This window comes from uncultured Lamprocystis sp. (genome assembly GCF_903933125.1).
Taxonomy (GTDB): Bacteria; Pseudomonadota; Gammaproteobacteria; order Chromatiales; family Chromatiaceae; genus Thiodictyon.
Genome location: NZ_CAIZIZ010000241.1, coordinates 1 through 16,196, shown reverse-complemented (window position 1 = coordinate 16,196; position 16,196 = coordinate 1). Strand labels below are relative to the sequence as shown.

Annotated in this window: 16 protein-coding genes; 5 read left to right on the top strand and 11 right to left on the bottom strand. The window is 63.6% G+C overall.

Features of this window, described 5'->3' with window-relative positions:
• Positions 1-415: 415 nt before the first annotated feature.
• The gene (locus QZY03_RS12065) at positions 416-817 is read right to left on the bottom strand and encodes a helix-turn-helix transcriptional regulator (protein WP_295581315.1); all 402 of its coding nucleotides are present in this window, start codon (positions 815-817) and stop codon (positions 416-418) included.
• 324 nt (positions 818-1,141) lie between these two features.
• Between QZY03_RS12065 and QZY03_RS12060 the strand changes: the two genes are divergently transcribed.
• Positions 1,142-1,291: a hypothetical protein gene (locus tag QZY03_RS12060; protein ID WP_295581313.1), complete on the top strand. Its 150-nt coding sequence runs from the start codon at positions 1,142-1,144 to the stop codon at positions 1,289-1,291.
• A gap of 44 nt (positions 1,292-1,335) precedes the next feature.
• Positions 1,336-1,650, top strand: coding sequence for a hypothetical protein (locus QZY03_RS12055; RefSeq protein ID WP_295581311.1), 315 nt, complete (start codon positions 1,336-1,338; stop codon positions 1,648-1,650).
• Positions 1,651-1,734: 84 nt separating this feature from the next.
• On the opposite strand, the gene QZY03_RS12050 is transcribed toward QZY03_RS12055, so the two are convergent.
• The 8 genes from QZY03_RS12050 to QZY03_RS12015 all read right to left on the bottom strand — a co-directional run bounded on the left by QZY03_RS12050 (position 1,735) and on the right by QZY03_RS12015 (position 11,184).
• On the bottom strand, positions 1,735-2,247 hold the full coding sequence (locus QZY03_RS12050; RefSeq protein ID WP_295581309.1) for a hypothetical protein: 513 nt from the start codon (positions 2,245-2,247) through the stop codon (positions 1,735-1,737).
• A 395-nt stretch (positions 2,248-2,642) separates the two neighbouring features.
• A complete protein-coding gene (locus tag QZY03_RS12045; protein ID WP_295581307.1) occupies positions 2,643-4,139 on the bottom strand; it encodes a DUF1254 domain-containing protein in 1,497 nt (498 codons plus the stop codon).
• Positions 4,140-4,500: 361 nt separating this feature from the next.
• Positions 4,501-5,325 (bottom strand): phosphodiester glycosidase family protein, encoded by an 825-nt coding sequence (locus QZY03_RS12040; RefSeq protein ID WP_295581305.1) that lies wholly within the window; start codon positions 5,323-5,325, stop codon positions 4,501-4,503.
• Positions 5,326-5,327: 2 nt separating this feature from the next.
• The gene (locus tag QZY03_RS12035) at positions 5,328-5,993 is read right to left on the bottom strand and encodes an ABC transporter ATP-binding protein (protein WP_295581303.1); all 666 of its coding nucleotides are present in this window, start codon (positions 5,991-5,993) and stop codon (positions 5,328-5,330) included.
• Positions 5,990-7,117, bottom strand: coding sequence for an ABC transporter permease (locus QZY03_RS12030; RefSeq protein ID WP_295581301.1), 1,128 nt, complete (start codon positions 7,115-7,117; stop codon positions 5,990-5,992). Before QZY03_RS12030 ends, QZY03_RS12035 begins: the two co-directional genes overlap by 4 nt.
• 32 nt (positions 7,118-7,149) lie before the next feature.
• A complete protein-coding gene (locus QZY03_RS12025) occupies positions 7,150-8,115 on the bottom strand; it encodes an HlyD family efflux transporter periplasmic adaptor subunit (protein ID WP_295581299.1) in 966 nt (321 codons plus the stop codon).
• Between the two features lie 313 nt (positions 8,116-8,428).
• On the bottom strand, positions 8,429-9,412 hold the full coding sequence (locus QZY03_RS12020; protein WP_295581297.1) for an HAD family hydrolase: 984 nt from the start codon (positions 9,410-9,412) through the stop codon (positions 8,429-8,431).
• Positions 9,413-9,441: 29 nt separating this feature from the next.
• A complete protein-coding gene (locus QZY03_RS12015; protein ID WP_295581295.1) occupies positions 9,442-11,184 on the bottom strand; it encodes an arylsulfatase in 1,743 nt (580 codons plus the stop codon).
• Between the two features lie 333 nt (positions 11,185-11,517).
• Between QZY03_RS12015 and QZY03_RS12010 the strand changes: the two genes are divergently transcribed.
• Entirely contained in the window at positions 11,518-11,700 is a 183-nt protein-coding gene (locus QZY03_RS12010; protein ID WP_295581293.1) for a hypothetical protein, read from the top strand.
• A gap of 53 nt (positions 11,701-11,753) precedes the next feature.
• Positions 11,754-12,353, top strand: coding sequence for a sigma 54-interacting transcriptional regulator (locus tag QZY03_RS12005; protein WP_295581291.1), 600 nt, complete (start codon positions 11,754-11,756; stop codon positions 12,351-12,353).
• Positions 12,354-12,449: 96 nt separating this feature from the next.
• Here QZY03_RS12005 and QZY03_RS12000 read toward each other — a convergent pair whose 3' ends face one another.
• Both QZY03_RS12000 and QZY03_RS11995 read right to left on the bottom strand, forming a co-directional pair.
• The gene (locus QZY03_RS12000; protein WP_295581289.1) at positions 12,450-13,358 is read right to left on the bottom strand and encodes a DMT family transporter; all 909 of its coding nucleotides are present in this window, start codon (positions 13,356-13,358) and stop codon (positions 12,450-12,452) included.
• Positions 13,359-13,686: 328 nt separating this feature from the next.
• On the bottom strand, positions 13,687-14,808 hold the full coding sequence (locus tag QZY03_RS11995; protein ID WP_295581287.1) for a Fic family protein: 1,122 nt from the start codon (positions 14,806-14,808) through the stop codon (positions 13,687-13,689).
• 318 nt (positions 14,809-15,126) lie between these two features.
• On the opposite strand from QZY03_RS11995, the gene QZY03_RS11990 reads away from it, so the two are divergent.
• The gene (locus QZY03_RS11990; protein ID WP_295581285.1) at positions 15,127-15,432 is read left to right on the top strand and encodes a hypothetical protein; all 306 of its coding nucleotides are present in this window, start codon (positions 15,127-15,129) and stop codon (positions 15,430-15,432) included.
• Positions 15,433-16,196 lie beyond the last annotated feature (764 nt).

Below are 16,196 nucleotides of genomic sequence, written 5' to 3'. Positions count from 1 at the left end.
GATTCCACTTCGCGAGATCGAGCTTAAGCATAAACGCTGCGTGCTTCTGGTATCGGGGGCCGGTCTGGCCGACACAGGGGGCTCGGCACGGGATGCAACGTATCACAGAAATTACGTATCTCGCGCTTGGCGCGGTTTAGTAGTACCCCCCGATAGTGCACGGGGGTGCACTGGCTCGATTTTATCAATGACTTACGGAGTGGTCTAAATCGGACACGGGGCGCGTTGAGGTGCATTTAAATGCACCTGAGGCAAGTTCAGAATTGGACAGGTCCGCCCTCCCCGGGGCTCACCGGTAACGGGGAACGGGCACCGTTGCCAGTTGCTCAGGGGGCCAGGCCGGGGCACGTGCCCGGATCGGTAACACGGGCACTTTGTCGCATGGGTGCGACTCACGGGCGGTTCGTGGGGTCTCTCACAGGGGTCTTTCTTGTTCTTGGGGCTGCAGCAAGGCGTTCCATTTGCGGGGTGTCTGTGTGATGGCAAGCTCCATTTCCCAGCCCATGCAGAACCGATCTAGGACTTCTACAAGGCTCATCTTCGCCTTGTCCGGGAGGTTATCGACCCGCTCGAAGATCATGCTTAGCAGCGCGTCTGCTTCGGTTCCTTCCCGGCTTTGGTCCGGGTCTGACATCAGGCCGGTGGGCGTACAGCCAAACGCCTGGATGAGCTTGTAGAGGGTCGACGCTTTCGGGTCGCCTTCGTCCTGTTCGAGCTTCGACAGATGGCCGATCTTGATGCCCGTGTGTTCGGAGAGCTGCCCTTGGGTCCAGCCCTTCGCTTGCCGAATTCGGCGGATGTTCTGTCCCAGCGACATCGCGTTACCCCGTGAAGGTGAGCGGAGCGCCGTTTGTTGCTCCACAGGGTCAAGGATAAGCGGTCTTTTTGTCCCTCTGCTGTTGATATCCCCCGCGGGGTCAGCGAGAATCCCCCTGTAAGGGCATTGACAGCGCGTCAGGGGGGTATCTTGTCGTCTGGATATACATTATCGGCAATAATGAGTGTAAGCGCAATAATTTAGTAATGTCCGGTTTGTGCAAGTGAGAAATGTCCGCCCGCGCGGCGCGTACCCACCTCAGGGACACCGTTCCCTAGCTGCGAGGCCTGCGCCGTGCGACCGACGAAGACGAGTTTACTCACCATGAGCACGTCCGAACTGGACACCTTGACCGCCATTGAACGGATCGGCGAAGGTCGACTCAGCCAGGTCGCCGCCAGTCAGCAGCTCGGGATCACGCCGCGGCATCTGCGCCGCTTGTTTAGGAGGAGCGCACCGTTTCCAACAGCCTGACCCTGCAGTACGATCGGGTCGTCTATCTGCTGGAGCCGACCGAATTGGCGAAGGGGCTGCGGCGCAACCGGGTCCGGGTCCACGATGACCCGGACGGCACCGTCGCCATCAAGTATCAAGGCGTCGACCTGCCCTACCGCGTCTTCGACAAGGTCCGCCACGTCGAACCGGCCGACATCGCCTCCAACAAACGCTTGGGCGCGGCGCTGCAGTTTGCCCAAGACCAGCAACGCGAGCATCCGGTCACACGCAGCACCTGCGCCCCGACGCGACGCGGACAACGGCGGCTGGCCGAAGAACGCTTCCGGCTGACCAATCCCGCGGTGCTGCAAGGACTGCCCGAGCTGCCTGGCGCGTGAGCGCAAAGGGACATTGGTATGACCAGCGATGAGGGGGTCAGCCGACGGCGCCGATCGGGGGTCAAACGCCGAGCCAGCTCACAGCTACAACTTTTCCTTCATACCGATTAGCGCCAGGGTTTCGCCCCAGGTCCGGTAGATTCCGGAGACCAGCAAGAGCACGCTCGCGCCCGCGATGGCGAAAGGGCCGAAAGCCGCCCCGGCGATCAATCCCGCGCCGCCGGTGATCAGGCTGACGCTGGCGACGAGCGGAACCACGTTGTGGAAGATCCAGTCGATCGGCCCACTAATCGCCCCGAGATGGAGAGTACTCCGAAAACGGATGGCCCTAATTCGATATATAACACCGCCAATCCCCATCACGACGAAAATAGCGCCACTTGGCCAACTGGACTGCCATGGCACCAGCGCGACCATGCTTTGAAGTAGCACGCCGCTGAAGCTGTACAACGCTGGCGTCATTGATGCGCGCGCGATGTCCATCGTTCGGGATGTCGGCAAGCCGGTGCCGAGCGTGACAACAACAAACAGCAACCCCACAAGCGTCGCGCCTGCCGAACCGGTCATGGCGAAGAAGTCGCTCCAACCGCTAAGCATCGGACCACTCCCGGAAATTCGGCGCGATAGTCTGAATCGAGATCCGCCAGATGCACGCCCGAGTCCGAGCATGGCTTCGCCGTTCGCCGACGATCGTCAGGGCGGAAGCTCCACCGTTGGTCGGGGATGCGCTTCGACGCTCGTCGTGCTCCCGCAGCGAGGCGACTATGCGCGAATTTCCTGTCATAGTGACACACCTCGTCAGTGGCTTTTTTGATACGACGCGCAAGGTCGAATACCTCATCCGATGCCAGAGCTGGGCTGGCCGATGCGCCTTGCGATTGTAAATCGCAGCCCGGCGGAATTCGAGGCTCTGCGGCAATCATTCTTACAGGGTTCGCCCGGAATGAAAAACGGGCGCCGAGGCGCCCGTCGAAGGTGTTTTGGTACTGCGATCAGGGTTGCAACTCGATTTCGCCCGGTCGCCACGTCTTGTTGAACCAGGGCTCCAGCGGACCGTAGAGGCGAAGGATCATGAACCAGCCCTTGCCTGGAATCGTCTGCACCCAGTTGTTCTTCATTCCCGGGGGTGCTTTGGGTCCGAAGAAGACATCCACCGAGCCGTCCGCATTGGTCTTGACCCCCTTGTTCTGGCTGCTGACGCTCGGGGCCTTCTGGTCGGTCTGCACCATCGAGCGCGTCTGGTTGTCGTAGACGATCACCGACCAGAAGTCCTTGACCGGGACGTTCGGCGGCAGGCGCAGTTTGTAGGTCTTGCCGCCGTCAAACGGGTTGCCCTTGGCATCTTGCACTGACCAGGGGTATTGCGATCCCCGGCCCACCATCTTCTCCTCCATCGCCGGCGTGACGCCGGTGGCAAAGTAATAGTAGAAGGCGGCACCGTCCAAGTTGCTGACACCGGGCGCCGCCTCGAACTTGTAGCCACCGAAGAACGGTAGGCGCCACGCGCTGTCCGGATAGAAATACGCCTCCTTTGAACGTATCTTGAAGGCAATGGTCCGGGCAGTCACAGCGCCGATGTTCGCGGCGTCGGTCAGGATCTTCTTCATCCGCTCATCGGGATTGAACGGCTGACCCTTGACGATCCCGATCGAGGCGAACAGGCCCAAGGTGGTGGGATCGGAACCCTCCGCCGGCTCCTCCTGGATGACTTGGTTTAACAGGCTCCAGAACGAATAGTCACCCGGTGCGACGAAGTTCGCTGGAATCCCCGATGCATTGACGAATTTCATGGGCGGCGGGTTGGCGGCGTCGGCCAAGGGATAGATCCGCAGGTTCTTCTTGACCGAGTCCACTCCGGGCCGGGTTGAACCGTCCACTAGGAAGGCGCGAAAGACGAGCCAGTTGCCGAAGGTATTCGGCCGCACGACGTGATACCCCGGCGGGATGTCGCCGTTGAATCCAGGCGGTAACAGGAGGTACTTGCCGCCCTCGCCTTTGTCGGCCCCGGTGATGCCAACGTCGGCCACCCACTTGTACCAGAAGTCGTTCACCAGCCCCAGCACCTTGGGCGGAATCTCGGCCACCAATGGTCCCTTGCCGGTGTCGACCCAGATGAAGTTGTAGATCGTGTTGTCATTCGCCGTCAGCTCGATGGTCCTCGGATCGACCAAGTCTTCCCAGATCACGTCGGTCTGGTTGTCGGGTCCGAACTTGCGTATTGAATCGCGCATGCCCGCCTGGTTGACGATCGGGATCGCCAGCAGATAGGCTTGAAGCGCCCGCGAACGGTCCAGGTTGTCGTAGATCTTGTCGACTGTAGCGGCCGACGGGTAACCATAATCCAGGTTCAAGGTCCCGATCGAGGACTCGATCTTGTCGGGCACGGCGACACCCGGCGCGAAGGGCGTCGTCATCTTGAAGCTCTGGGCCGAAGCCGTCGTGGCGATAGCCACAGCGACAAGCGCGCCGAGCAGTGCTTGTTTCATCATCGTCAGACCCTCTCACTCGTACGTTGTGTACACCGGATGCTTCAGCCGCCGCGCAAAATGTGGGCGAGCCAAGTGGGCAATCGCCGGCGAGCAATAATATCCGAACTGTGCTGCAGCAAGTCCGGAACGTTGTCCCCGAGTAAAGGGTTCGCTACGACGCGACTGGTCCCGCGGCTGCGCGCTCGACCCCGTCGCGGCGGGACGCCGCTCCCACGGGGTCGCTGCGCGCGCAACGGCCAGGGTGGGAGGCGGCGTCATCAGGACTTCCAGCCCTGACCGTTCCAGTCCCGATGCCGTCAGGCCAGGATGGCCTGATTACGCACTTTCATGATAAAGCCTCGACCTCTGGCCTGAACCGTGATTAGGGTCCATGGGCAGGCCGATTGCCGTGACCGACACTGATGCCGAGCACGTTGGCCACAGCGCGCTCCTGCCCGTCGCTGGGATGGTTGAGAACGCTCAAGCCCCGCGTGCCTGGATCGCGCAGGACCATCACGGAGCTGCCGCCGCCGTCGAGGTTGATGGCCGTCTTGGCGCCCAGACGGATCATCTCATTGGCCAATTCGTCATAACGCATACCGACCGAATGGCTCGGGCTGCGGCCGTCGACCACCAGAATCAGGAGTCGCGTACGCTTTGCATTCAGCCCGACCGCGGTGCGCGGATGGCGATCCTGGTTCTGTCGCGGCACGCGTTTCCCATGTTCGACGAGCATGACGTTGCCGGCAATGAGTTGCTGCACGTCGTTCGCGGGCTTGCCGATCATCTCGATCGAGACCTGTCCCCTGCCCCGCACGACCAGGCAGGGTCGCTGCTTGTTGCTGCTCGACCAGCGCTTGCGGTCGCTGACCGCCGGTCCGATGACGTTCGCCCAGCCTTCCGGCGCTGTGCGATAGAAATCGCCGTTCACCGCCAGGTCGAACCCTTCGCGGGCGGCGATCCGGGTCGGAGTCATGAGCGTGGTTTCCCACTCGCCCGGCCCGTCCGGGTCGGCGCCGCCGGGGACGACCCGGATGTTCAACCGCGGGTTGGTTAGGTTCACCTCGGCGATGAACAAACGCATCGGCGGATTCTCTCGACGCTCTTGGCGGTAGGTGATGCCGGGAAACGGCGTCTCACCCGAAGACTGGGCCGGCAATGACCCGGCCCAGACCGTCAGCAGGAGGCCGAGGACGGTGCTTGCCAACTTCAACACTGGATGCGTCCATCCTCGATGTGAACGATCCGATCGGCCAGATCGCCGACCCGCGGGTCATGGGTCACCACCACCACCGCGCGTCCCTGTTCGTGGGCCAACTGCGCCAACAGCTTGACCACTGCGCGGCCATTGATCGAGTCCAGCGCGGCAGTCGGCTCGTCGGCCAGCAGGATCGGCGGGTCGCCGGCCAGGGCGCGGGCGATCGCCACCCGCTGCTTCTCGCCACCGGAGAGTTGCCGGGGGAAGTTGTGCAAACGCCCGCCCAGCCTGACCAGTTCCAACAGGGCGGGCGCCTCCGCCAGGTCGTGCCCCTTCAATTCCAGCGCGACCTGGATGTTCTCCTCCGCGGTCAGGGCCGGAAACAGGTTATAGCTTTGGAAGATAAAGCCCATGCGCTGGAGCCGCAGCCGCGCCAGCGCGGGATTGGATAGCCCCGCAACCAGCCGACCCTCCACCCGAACCTCGCCGACGGTGGGGTGCAGCAGGCAACCCAGGATCATGAGCAGCGTGGTCTTGCCGCTTCCCGACGGCCCCATCAGTGCCTGGATCTCGCCCGCGTTGGCCTGAAAGTCCACACCGTCCAGAGCGCGCACGGCGGTCTCCCCGCTCCCGTAGACCAGGGTCAGACCACGCGCTTCGAGCGCCGGTTCGCTCATCGCTGAAAGACCATCGCCGGGTCGATGTCCATGGCCTTACGGATGGAGATGACGGAGGCTAACACACACATCGCCAGGGTCACGCCGAAGAGCCCGATGGCCAGGCTGGGTGGTACCAGAACGAGTGCAGCCCCGGACTCGCTGGCCTTAGCCAGCAGCAACGACACGGTGATCCCCGGCAGGTGACCCAAGGTGGCGCTGATCACCGCCTGACTCAGGATCACCTTGTAGATGAAGGCGCGCGGCGCACCCATGGCGCGCAAGGTGCCGAATTCAGGCAGATGATCCACCGTGGTGGCGTACAGCACTTGGGCGACGATGACCATCCCCACGAGCAGACCCAAGACGGCTGAAACCAGCACCGAGGCGCCGGCGCCCGTGGCGAACATCCAGTAATCGCGGGTACGAGCGGCAAATTGCTCGCTCAGATTGACGTCGGTCCGCGGCAGAATGCGGGCCAGGGCATCCCGCACCCGCAGGGGGTCGGCACCGGGCTCAAAGGTGCCGATGACATAGTTGGTCTCGGACTCGGCAAACTGCGTCAGGTGCTGCGCGGTCCGATACGAGGCGAAGACCCAGGGGTTGGTGGTAAAGGAACGGATACCCTGGGTAAACCCAACCACGCGCGCCCGCTGGCCGCGGATCTCGACTGTCGTTCCGAGCGCGCCGACCCCGAGCGTCTCGGCAAAGAGACGGTCGATCATCACCGTATCCGGCCGCCGCAGATCCTCCAGGTGACCCGCCACGATGTCCCAGGGCCCCGCCAGACCCGTATTGAGGTCCGATCCCACCAGCAGGACGCTCTCGTCGCCTCCGCCGGGCTTCTTCCAGATTGCGAACTGCACCAACAGGGCTTCCGCATGGGCTACACCAGGCACCGAGCGCGCCAGATACAACTCGCGCTCATTGAGCGGCATCGTGATCTCGAAGTTGCGGGAACCCTTAGGAACAACCCAAAAGTCCGCGCGGGTGTGGCGGATCACATTGGTGGCGCTGTCGGAAAAGCCCAGGAAGAGCCCCAACTGCATCGCGATCAGAACCACCGCGAAGCTGATCCCCACCAGGGTGACGACAAAGCGCGAGCGGTCATGGGCGAGGTTGCGCCAGGCCAGAAGCCCGGCCATTCCCATACCCCAGCGATATGCTTGGCCGCGCTTCATTGGGAAAGCTCGAGTACGATAAAGGCATCGACCCGCAACCCCACCGGGATGGCGATCCCCGGCTCCAGGTCGATGAGCACTTCCAGCACGCGGCTGTCCTTGCGCTCCGCGGGATCGTCGGAGACGATTTGCTTACGCCCCATGAGATTGCCGATACGAACAACCTTGCCGGGGATGCGGCGTTCGCCATAGGCGGCGGCCTCAATGTAGGCATCCTGACCCGGGCGCAGTAAATCAATGTCCGCCTCATCCACTTCCGCGCGCACCCGCAGGTGCGACAGGTCACCGACTGCCAGGATGGGCGTATCGCCCATCTCGGTGACCTGCTCCCCGGCACGTCGGAAGCGGCGCAACACCACCCCGTCGATTGGACTGCGCACGAATGACTTCTCATAGACCGCCCGCGCCTCCGCCAGCCGCGCCTGGCCCAGGGCGAGCTCCGCCTCGGCCCGGGCTTGCTCGTCCTCCCGCGCCGGACTGTCGACCACTGCCTGATGGGCCTGAGCGCGCGCGACCTGGGCACGGGCGATATCCAGCGCACTGCGCGCGTTATCCAGATCCTGGCCGCTACCGAGCCGTTTGTCCGCCAAGCCCTGCTGACGCCCTACCTCGCGCTCGGCACGCGCCAGTACTGCCTGCGCCTCGCGCACCGCGGCGGCAGCCTCCTCCCGTTCGGACGGACGTGCCCCGTTGATCACACGATCCAGCGCCGCCCGCGCGATCCCGACATTGGCCGCGGCCGCCTGCACGCGCGCCAGATGGTCGTCATTCTCCAGCGTCGCCACCACCTGCCCCCGGCTGACCGGTTGGCCTTCGTCCAACGCCACCTCGGCCAGCCGTCCGGTCATGGCCGCGGCGACGCGGATTTCCTCCGAAGCAGGTTCAACCCGACCCAGGGCGGCGATGATGGTACGCGGCGCGGGGGCGGGCAAGTCGCGGACGGCCGGTGCCGCACGAGCCATCGCCGTGGCTGTCAGTGCCCATATAAGGATCAGGCACCACCGCAGCGGAAGCCGCGGCAGGAGGGATGTGGAAGGGCTGCGACGCTGCATGGACTCGACTACGTGGATGAATGTCTCCGGTGGTGTGCCGGGTCCGGGCTAGGGTAACCCGAGCGGTCCCTTCCGGTCGATGAAACCGGTACCTGAGGTGAGTAAGGCGCTTCCCCGGATGCGCGCCCTGAAGGCGGGGGTTATGAAACATGAAAACGGCTGAACGCCGCTTACCTCAGGCTGAAGCAGCGTATCGGCGATTTCGGACTGAGATGGACGGCTATCACTGCCCGTCGTCGGCGAGCGGCGGAAACACTTGGGACCAGTCGTTTTTCATTGAGACGAGCACCCAGCCGTTCGCGGGCGCGAGGTCCAGCGCCTTGTCCAATCGCCCGAAGTGGCTGTCGCGGTCATAAGCATATTCGCGCGTCCCGTCGTCGTGATGCAGGACGAGTCCAAGCCTGCGGCCCGGCGCACCGGTCGTCCATTGCAGCATCTGCAGGTCTCCGTCGGAATTGCCGAAGGCCAGGATCGGACGGCGACCGATGTGACGTTGGATACCGACGGGCTTACCTTCTTTGTCATCGACGAAAGCGATCTTCGCCTCCCGCACGAGGACCGGCCTGCCATCGCGCAGTTCGAACCGTTGCGCGATCTGTGAGCCGACGATCCGCTCCGGTGGTACACCGTACACCCGCTCAGCCCAGGGGCGCAGGAAATCCGCCCCGCCCCCTGAAACGATGTAGACCTCAAAACCGCTGGAGCGGAGAAACTCGAGCAATTCCAGCATCGGCTGATAGACCAGCGTCGTGTAGGGTCGCTGGAAACGCGGGTGACGAGCGGTGTCGATCCAGTTTGCCGCGATGGCTGCGAATTCGTCGGTGGTCATCCCCGCGTGGGTGGCCATCAGGAGTTGCATCAGGCCCCCCATGCCGGCCTCACCCAAGGTCGGCATGTCCCCTGCGAGCGCGGCCTTGAAGGGCTGCTCGCTCTTCCATTCGGGATGCTCCGGCGCCAGTGTTTTCAACCGCTCCAACACGAAGGCGAGCTGGGTGTAGACCGGCTGCTCGACCCACAAGGTGCCATCGTTATCGAAGACGGCAATCCGTTGAGCGGGCGGGACAAAGTCCGCGCCTCCCGCTTGGGTGACCTGCGCGACGAAGGCGACGATGGCCCGTTTGGCCGGTCCTTCTTGCCAGGAAGGCAATGGATCGGCGCTGACCGAAGACAGCGAGCAGAGGAGCAAGAAAGCGAGAATCTGACGCATGGTGGACCTTTATCTCTGCCGTCACAAACTCAATTCACCGGCGACGACAGCGTTTCGAGCTGTTTCAGGATCTGAGCCGCCTTGAGCGTCTGGTAATTGATCCCGGCGGCATTCAGGCTGCTGCCCTCCTGGAAAGGGTAGCCCGGGATGGTGTCCAGGAATTTTCGGATGTATTCCTGGGCCGGCACAAAGGTCCAGAGGTTGTCGGCGTACCAGCGGAAGTAGCCCAGTTCGCCTTCCTTCCACATCTTTTCGTAGGGATCGGCCCGCAGATTGATGATAAGCGGCCAGCCGGGCGTCTGGCGCACGCCGGTGGCGATGTTGTCGACGATGGTGGCAAAGTGGATCTTCCAGTTGCCGACCCGGATGGCGTTCAGCTCTCCGCCCTGGCCGAAGTAGTAGATCTCCTTGCGCGGCGGCTGGTCGGTCTCGCCCTTGAAATAGGGTAGGTAGTTGTAGCCGTCGGGGTGAATCCGCCAGGTCTTGCCGTTCGCCGCATAGCCGTCTTTGCTCTCCAGTTTCGCCACCAGATCAGGCACGCCGGCGGCAGCCAGCAGCGTCGGCATCCAGTCTTCCTGGGAAATAATGTCGTTATAGGTCGTACCCGGCTTGATGACGCCTGGCCAGCGCACCACCAGCGGGATCCGAAACCCACCCTCCCAGGTGGTGCCCTTTTCTCCCTGGAAGGGGGTGACGCCGCCATCGGGCCAGGAAAAGGTCTCCGCCCCGTTGTCCGTACTGTAGATCACGATGGTCTTGTCGGCGATGCCGAGATCGTCGATCTTCTGCAGGACCCGGCCCACATAACCGTCGTGCTCGACCATGCCATCCGGGTAGAGGCCGATACCGGTCTTGCCCACGGACTCGGGCTTCAGGTGGGTCCAGACATGCATCCGGGTGCTGTTGTACCAGAGGAAGAAGGGCGTATCGGCCTTGACCTGCCGATCGACGAAGTCCATCGCCGCCGTGTGGATCTCTTCGTCGATGGTCTCCATGCGCTTCGTTGTCAGTGGCCCGGTGTCCTCGATCCGGCCGTCGGCAAAGGTGTGCAGCACGCCGCGAGGCGCGTATTTTTTCCGGAACTCGGGGTCTTTCGGGTAATAGTAGGTCTCCGGCTCCTCCTCGGCGTTCAGGTGGTAGAGATTGCCGAAGAACTCGTCAAAGCCATGTCCGGTAGGAAGATGCTGGTCGCGGTCGCCCAAATGGTTTTTGCCAAACTGACCGGTGGCATAGCCCTGCTCTTTCAGCAGGTCGGCGATGGTCGGACTCCACGCCGGGATGCCGTGCTCCGAGCCCGGCATCCCGATGGTCAGCAGGCCGGTGCGGAACGGGTGTTGGCCGAGGATAAAGGACGCCCGCCCAGCGGTGCAGGACTGCTGGGCGTAGGAATCTGTAAACATGGCTCCTTCATTGGCCAGCCGATCGATATTCGGCGTTCGGTAGCCCATGATGCCGTGGTTGTAGGCGCTGATGTTGTGGACGCCGATGTCGTCGCCCCAGATCACCACAATGTTCGGCTTGTCCACCGCACGGGCCAGGGGGACGAGCCCCAGGACCATGCCGACCGCCAAGAGGGCCAAGGCAAGGGATGCCCGGCCCGGCGGAACATCCCGACCGACCGCCAGCCGGCTCGAACCGCCGCCGCTTCGATGACTCATCTCGCGCTTTCCTCTCTCAGCGTCTGTCGAAAGCAACCATCGACCTGCAGCAAGGTCTGACCTGGCCCCTCGACGTGGGTGATTCAAAAGGTCACGGCACCCTGTCAGCAGCAATGGGGCCAACTCCGATCGATTGCCTCGGATATCAGAAAATTTTGATTTTAATAGGGATCTCTGCGGGCTTGGCACCGACCGGGCAGCTTGCCCAAGCCAGGATCACGACATATCGTCAGCGCGATTGCGACATCTCGTAAGTCACGAAATATCGCTATCGGCTTAGCGTGTGTGCGGCTACTCTATGTGCCGACGGATCGTCGTTGCGGTCCGCCGCGAGCCGCTGGGGTCGGGTCTGCCCCGAGCTTGCTTGGTCCCACCGATTGCTCCCGACGATTGAAGGAGGTTCGCTTGAGTGCTCCGGGTTCGTGCGACTCAACCGTCGAGACACCGATGACGGCAGCGGTTGGCGACTCCAGTTTCGAGGATCTGCTGACCGATCTGGCGGCATCCTTCATTAACGTCGAAGCCGACGCACTCGACGGGCATATCCAGTCAGCCCTGCGTCGCATTGTGCTCTTTCTGGGGATCGACCGGGCCACGGTCGGGCGCTTCGACGACGCGTCCCGGCCTTAGTCCTGGACGAGATCGGCGAGCTGCCCCTGGAGCTGCAGGCCAAGCTCCTGCGCGTGCTCCAGAGCGGGGATTTCGAGCGCCTGGGCTCGCCGACTGCCCGGCGCTCGGATGCACGGGTGATCGCCGCCACCAATCGCGACCTGGCCACCATGGCCCGGGCCGGGACCTTTCGCGCTGATCTCTATTACCGGCTCGGGGTCTTCCCCATCGAGCTGCCGCCGCTGCGCGAGCGCAACGAGGACATCGGGCTGCTGGCGGCCTATTTCGTCGCCAAGCTGGGTCCCAAGCTCGGCCGGCAGATCACCCGTATCCCCGACCGCGCTCTGGCCGAGCTGATGGCCTACGACTGGCCCGGCAATATCCGTGAGCTGGAGAATGTGGTGGAGCGATCGATGATTCTCTCGGCCGGATCGAGTCTGGAGATCAACGGACTCCCGCGCGCGACCGGCGCACGCACGCTGCCGTCGGCGGATTCCGGTCTGGTGGCCATCCGCACGCTGAAGCAGGTGGAACGCGACCACATCCTCGTCGTTTGTCAGGCGTGCGGTTGGCGGATCAATGGCCGGGGCAATGCCGCGGACCGGTTGGGGATTAATCCAAACACCCTGCGCTCGCGGATGCAGAAGCTTGGCATCTTACGTCCGACTGCGTAGTCAGGCCATCCTGGCCTGACACCGTCAGGGCTGGAAGCCCTGACGATGCACGCCGCTGGCCGGGATTACGATCAAGGCCCCCAATCACCTCCCGCTTCAGTTGGACGACTTCGCCGCCGGAAACCAAGCGCGCGGCAACCCCGCCAGGGTCTCCCACTGATAGATGGCCAATCCCAGGATAACGGCCACGGCGCCGGCCCAGACCCGGCCGGGCAACACCTCGCCGTTGACGAGGCTGCCCAGCAGCAGGGCGATCACCGGATTGATCAGACTGATCAGCGACACCGGCCCGGTGTCCAGGTGCTGGACCACATAAAAATAGAGGGCGAAGCCCAGCACCGATCCGCAAACCCCAAGATAGAGGATGGCCGCGGCGGCGCGGCCCGACAACTGATCCGGCCAGCCGCCGTCCGTTAGCAACCACACCAGCAGGAACAACGGCAGGGCCACCATCATGGTGCCCGCGGTGATGGCCAGCGGCGGGCTGTCGTCGCCGATGCGCTTGACCCACACCAGCCCGGCCGAATAGCACAGCACCGCCAGGAGGAGCGCGAGCAACCCGAGCCAGGCCCGGTCGCTGCCCAGTCCGTCCGCGGTACTGAAGACCACCGCGAGCCCCGCCAGCCCGATCAGCATCCCGGCCAGTCGGGGTGCGGTGAGCGCCCGCTCGTTGAGCCACAGTGCCGCCATCAGGCTGGTCACCAGCGGCACCGTACCGAACACCAGCGCCACCAGACCCGAGTGCACATATTGAGCACCCCAATAAGTCAGCGTCATGGCCCCGAACAAACCGAGCCCGCCGGCCGCATAGGTCGCCAGTGCCTCCCGATGCCGCGGAAAGCCCAGCCGCCACAGGAGCAGAATCACGATCGCCAGGGCCAGGCCGATCGCCATACGGGCCGTCACCGCGAAGGCGAAACCCGCACCCAGCGCGCTCCACTGAATGGCCAGCGGCGTGGTGGACCAGATGAGAATGATGGAAAGATAAGCAACAGGAATCGGCATGAGAGGGCCTCCGACGGCCGGACCGCTGGCGCGCGCCAATAAAAAAGCCGCGAAACCCGGTGGGTCCGCGGCCTTGCCCGAGAGCGGATGAAGCGAATCAGCGGTTCATCGTCGCACGGACCACAGGCCACGGCAGCAGCGCCACACGCGCGGGGCGCGGCGGTGTTGCAGGGCGGGGTTGGAAGCGTGCGTCATCATGGCCCGAGTCTCGCAGGGCGTGCGGGCGCTGTCAACGCGGCAACGCGGTTGATCCCGGCCGGGCACTGGTCGGATTGCTCACACAAAGAACACAAAGCGCTTAGGATGGGCAGAGTGTGAGAACTGTTTTTCACTTCGGCCACTGACGCAACGAGAGGGCCAAGGCATAGCGGGTATGCTTACGCTCCCCGGTGCGAACGAGCGCCCCCTTGGCGACCAGGTCTTGGAGATCGCGCGTCGCGGTTGCCCGTGAGGTGCGGGCGATGGCGATATATTTCTCGGCGCTCAGGCCCCCGACGAAGCCCTCCGGCCCGGCGCGAAACAGGCGCGCCAGCACCTTGTCCTGACGGGCGTTCAATTGACCCCGGAGACGGTCGTAGAACTTGGCCTTGCCGATGAGAAAGACCACCCGCGCGCGGCTGGAGTCGAGTGCATCCAGGACGGTATGGGCGAAATAATCCAGCCAATCGTCGATGCGATTGTTCTTGTTCGCCCGCTCTAATGCACTGTAATAGGCTTTCTTGTGCCGCTCAATGGTGTGCGACAAGACGATCAGCGTGGGTTGCCCAAGCCCCTGCGACAGAACCTGTTCCGCAATGGCACGCGCCATCCGGCCGTTGCCGTCCTCGAAGGGGTGGATCGTGACGAAATACAGATGGGCAATGCCAGCGCGTGTCAGGACTGGCAGTGGGTGCTCACCGGTCGAGGCGCTACGTTCCAGCCAGCCGAGAAAGCGGTCCATCTCCGCGGGCACCCGCCCGGCGGGAGGGGCCTCGAAATGGACACGAGGCGCATAAACGGCGCCCGACACCACCTGCATCGGCTCTTCCAGGGTGCGATAACCCCCGCTCTCGCGCAGATCCCGCCGCCCCGCCATCAGCATGCTGTGCCAGGCCCACAGACGCGCATGCGACAGGGGAGCCTGAACGTGCCGATACAGATCCACCATCAACTCCGCCATCCCTGCCTCGGCCGGGGCGATGCGGCGCCGGTCTTCGGCCAGGCCGAATTCGCGCAGCAGCGAGGACTGAAGGCTGTCGCGGTCCAGAAACTCACCCTCGATCCGGGCGGACATCAGCGCCTCATCACCGATCAACTCGACCGTCAGCGCCCGTTGCTCGGCATCACTCAGATGGGCGAAGGCCCCGAACAGGAACCCGGATTCGTGCAGCAGGCGCGACTCCAGGGGCGCGAGCCGCACGCTGTCGTAAGTGAATGCGGGCCAGTCGGGTTGTTGCCAGTTCCAGACCATGAGGCATAGAGGGAGCGGCTATCGCTCATGTTGATGGCGCTTTTTGAGCGATAAGAAAAAATAGTAACCCTCGCCCTCCGGCGGCGCAACGTGCAATGGGTGCGAGGGGGTGCGGTCCAACGTGATGTGGTCGCGGACGATCTTGGTACCCGCGCAACTGACCGGAGGCCGCGGCTTCAGCCGGACGCGGCGCCGCCCGCTCAAGCGTCGACCTCCGGTCGCGTCGATCCGGCTTAGACCCGCGTGCCGGCTGTCATGCATCCTGATTTGCGGATAAAGTCCCCCTACCCTTGCGCTGTTCAACCCACGAGGTACCCCGTGCGCCCCAAGACTGCAACGACCAAGACTCTGACCCGCGCGACCATCGGCGCCCTGCTGCTGGCGATCGGCCTCTCCGCCGCCGAGGAGGAAGTCATCACCGACGGCATCAATGTGGATGTGCGCGGGGTCATCGACCCGGCCCCGCAGCGCGATGCCGATGCGGGCATCGGCCAAGACGTCCAGGATTTCAGTGACGGGACCACCAACGAGGGCGGTGTGCCCGAGGTCTCGGTCGACCTGCGCGACGCCGCGCTGGAGGACGAGCAGAACCTGGGACCGAACGCGCCGGGCTATATCCCCTGAGCGCCTGGACCGGGCCCGGCAACCCGCCGGGCACCCGGATGACGCCGGTCTGATCCACATAAGTCACGCGTCAAGAACAGGTTAATCACGAAACACGATCGTTGTCGTTGTCGTTGTCGTAATCGGATAAGGCGATTTCCGTGAATAGGCATCCCGACTGGGCATGCGCAGAAAGCCTGTTGGGTTGTAGGGGCGAATGAATTCGCCCCTACACGGCGGTAGATCCTTTCCCGGAAATCACCTAAGGCGATTTCCGAAGAACTCCATCCCGCCCTGGCCCGACCTCCAGGAACCGAGGCGACTCGACCGGAGGCCGACGCTTTAGCGGGCGGCGATGCCGTGGGATGCGAGCGCATCCGAGAGGCTGCGATAATCGCGACAACATCCGTCGCTTTCAGAGTCATGAGGACGCGCCACTCGCCGTCCTGCAGCGCATGGGCCGCCAGGGTGCGTGCCTCGGGCCAGATCAGCCAGTAATACGGCACCCGGTGGCGCTTCAGCAGCAGCGGCAGATGGCGGGTGTCCTTGTGCTCATTTGAAGGCATCTATCGTTTTCCTACGGCCGCAGGTTGACAGGGAAAACCCCTAGCGGGTTCCGGGGCGCAGAGCGCCCGAGACCTGCGTGACACCGCTGGAGAGATTGTGAAAGTATTCATATCGTATACTATTTAGGGCGTGCCACCACGTGCCTGGCGGCGCCAGTCGCCGCGCGGTTTCGTCGAGAGCGACCGACGCGGGCGCGATCGGCTGGCCGTCAAAATCCG

Coding starts and splice junctions, on each gene's coding strand:
- QZY03_RS12025 (WP_295581299.1), bottom strand. CDS start 8,115: ATGGCTCGTGCGGCACCGGCCGTCCGCGACTTGCCCGCCCCCGCGCCG.
- QZY03_RS12035 (WP_295581303.1), bottom strand. CDS start 5,993: ATGAGCGAACCGGCGCTCGAAGCGCGTGGTCTGACCCTGGTCTACGGG.
- QZY03_RS12060 (WP_295581313.1), top strand. CDS start 1,142: ATGAGCACGTCCGAACTGGACACCTTGACCGCCATTGAACGGATCGGC.
- QZY03_RS12010 (WP_295581293.1), top strand. CDS start 11,518: ATGACGGCAGCGGTTGGCGACTCCAGTTTCGAGGATCTGCTGACCGAT.
- QZY03_RS12030 (WP_295581301.1), bottom strand. CDS start 7,117: ATGGCCGGGCTTCTGGCCTGGCGCAACCTCGCCCATGACCGCTCGCGC.
- QZY03_RS11995 (WP_295581287.1), bottom strand. CDS start 14,808: ATGGTCTGGAACTGGCAACAACCCGACTGGCCCGCATTCACTTACGAC.
- QZY03_RS12065 (WP_295581315.1), bottom strand. CDS start 817: ATGTCGCTGGGACAGAACATCCGCCGAATTCGGCAAGCGAAGGGCTGG.
- QZY03_RS12020 (WP_295581297.1), bottom strand. CDS start 9,412: ATGCGTCAGATTCTCGCTTTCTTGCTCCTCTGCTCGCTGTCTTCGGTC.
- QZY03_RS12000 (WP_295581289.1), bottom strand. CDS start 13,358: ATGCCGATTCCTGTTGCTTATCTTTCCATCATTCTCATCTGGTCCACC.
- QZY03_RS12045 (WP_295581307.1), bottom strand. CDS start 4,139: ATGATGAAACAAGCACTGCTCGGCGCGCTTGTCGCTGTGGCTATCGCC.
- QZY03_RS12050 (WP_295581309.1), bottom strand. CDS start 2,247: ATGCTTAGCGGTTGGAGCGACTTCTTCGCCATGACCGGTTCGGCAGGC.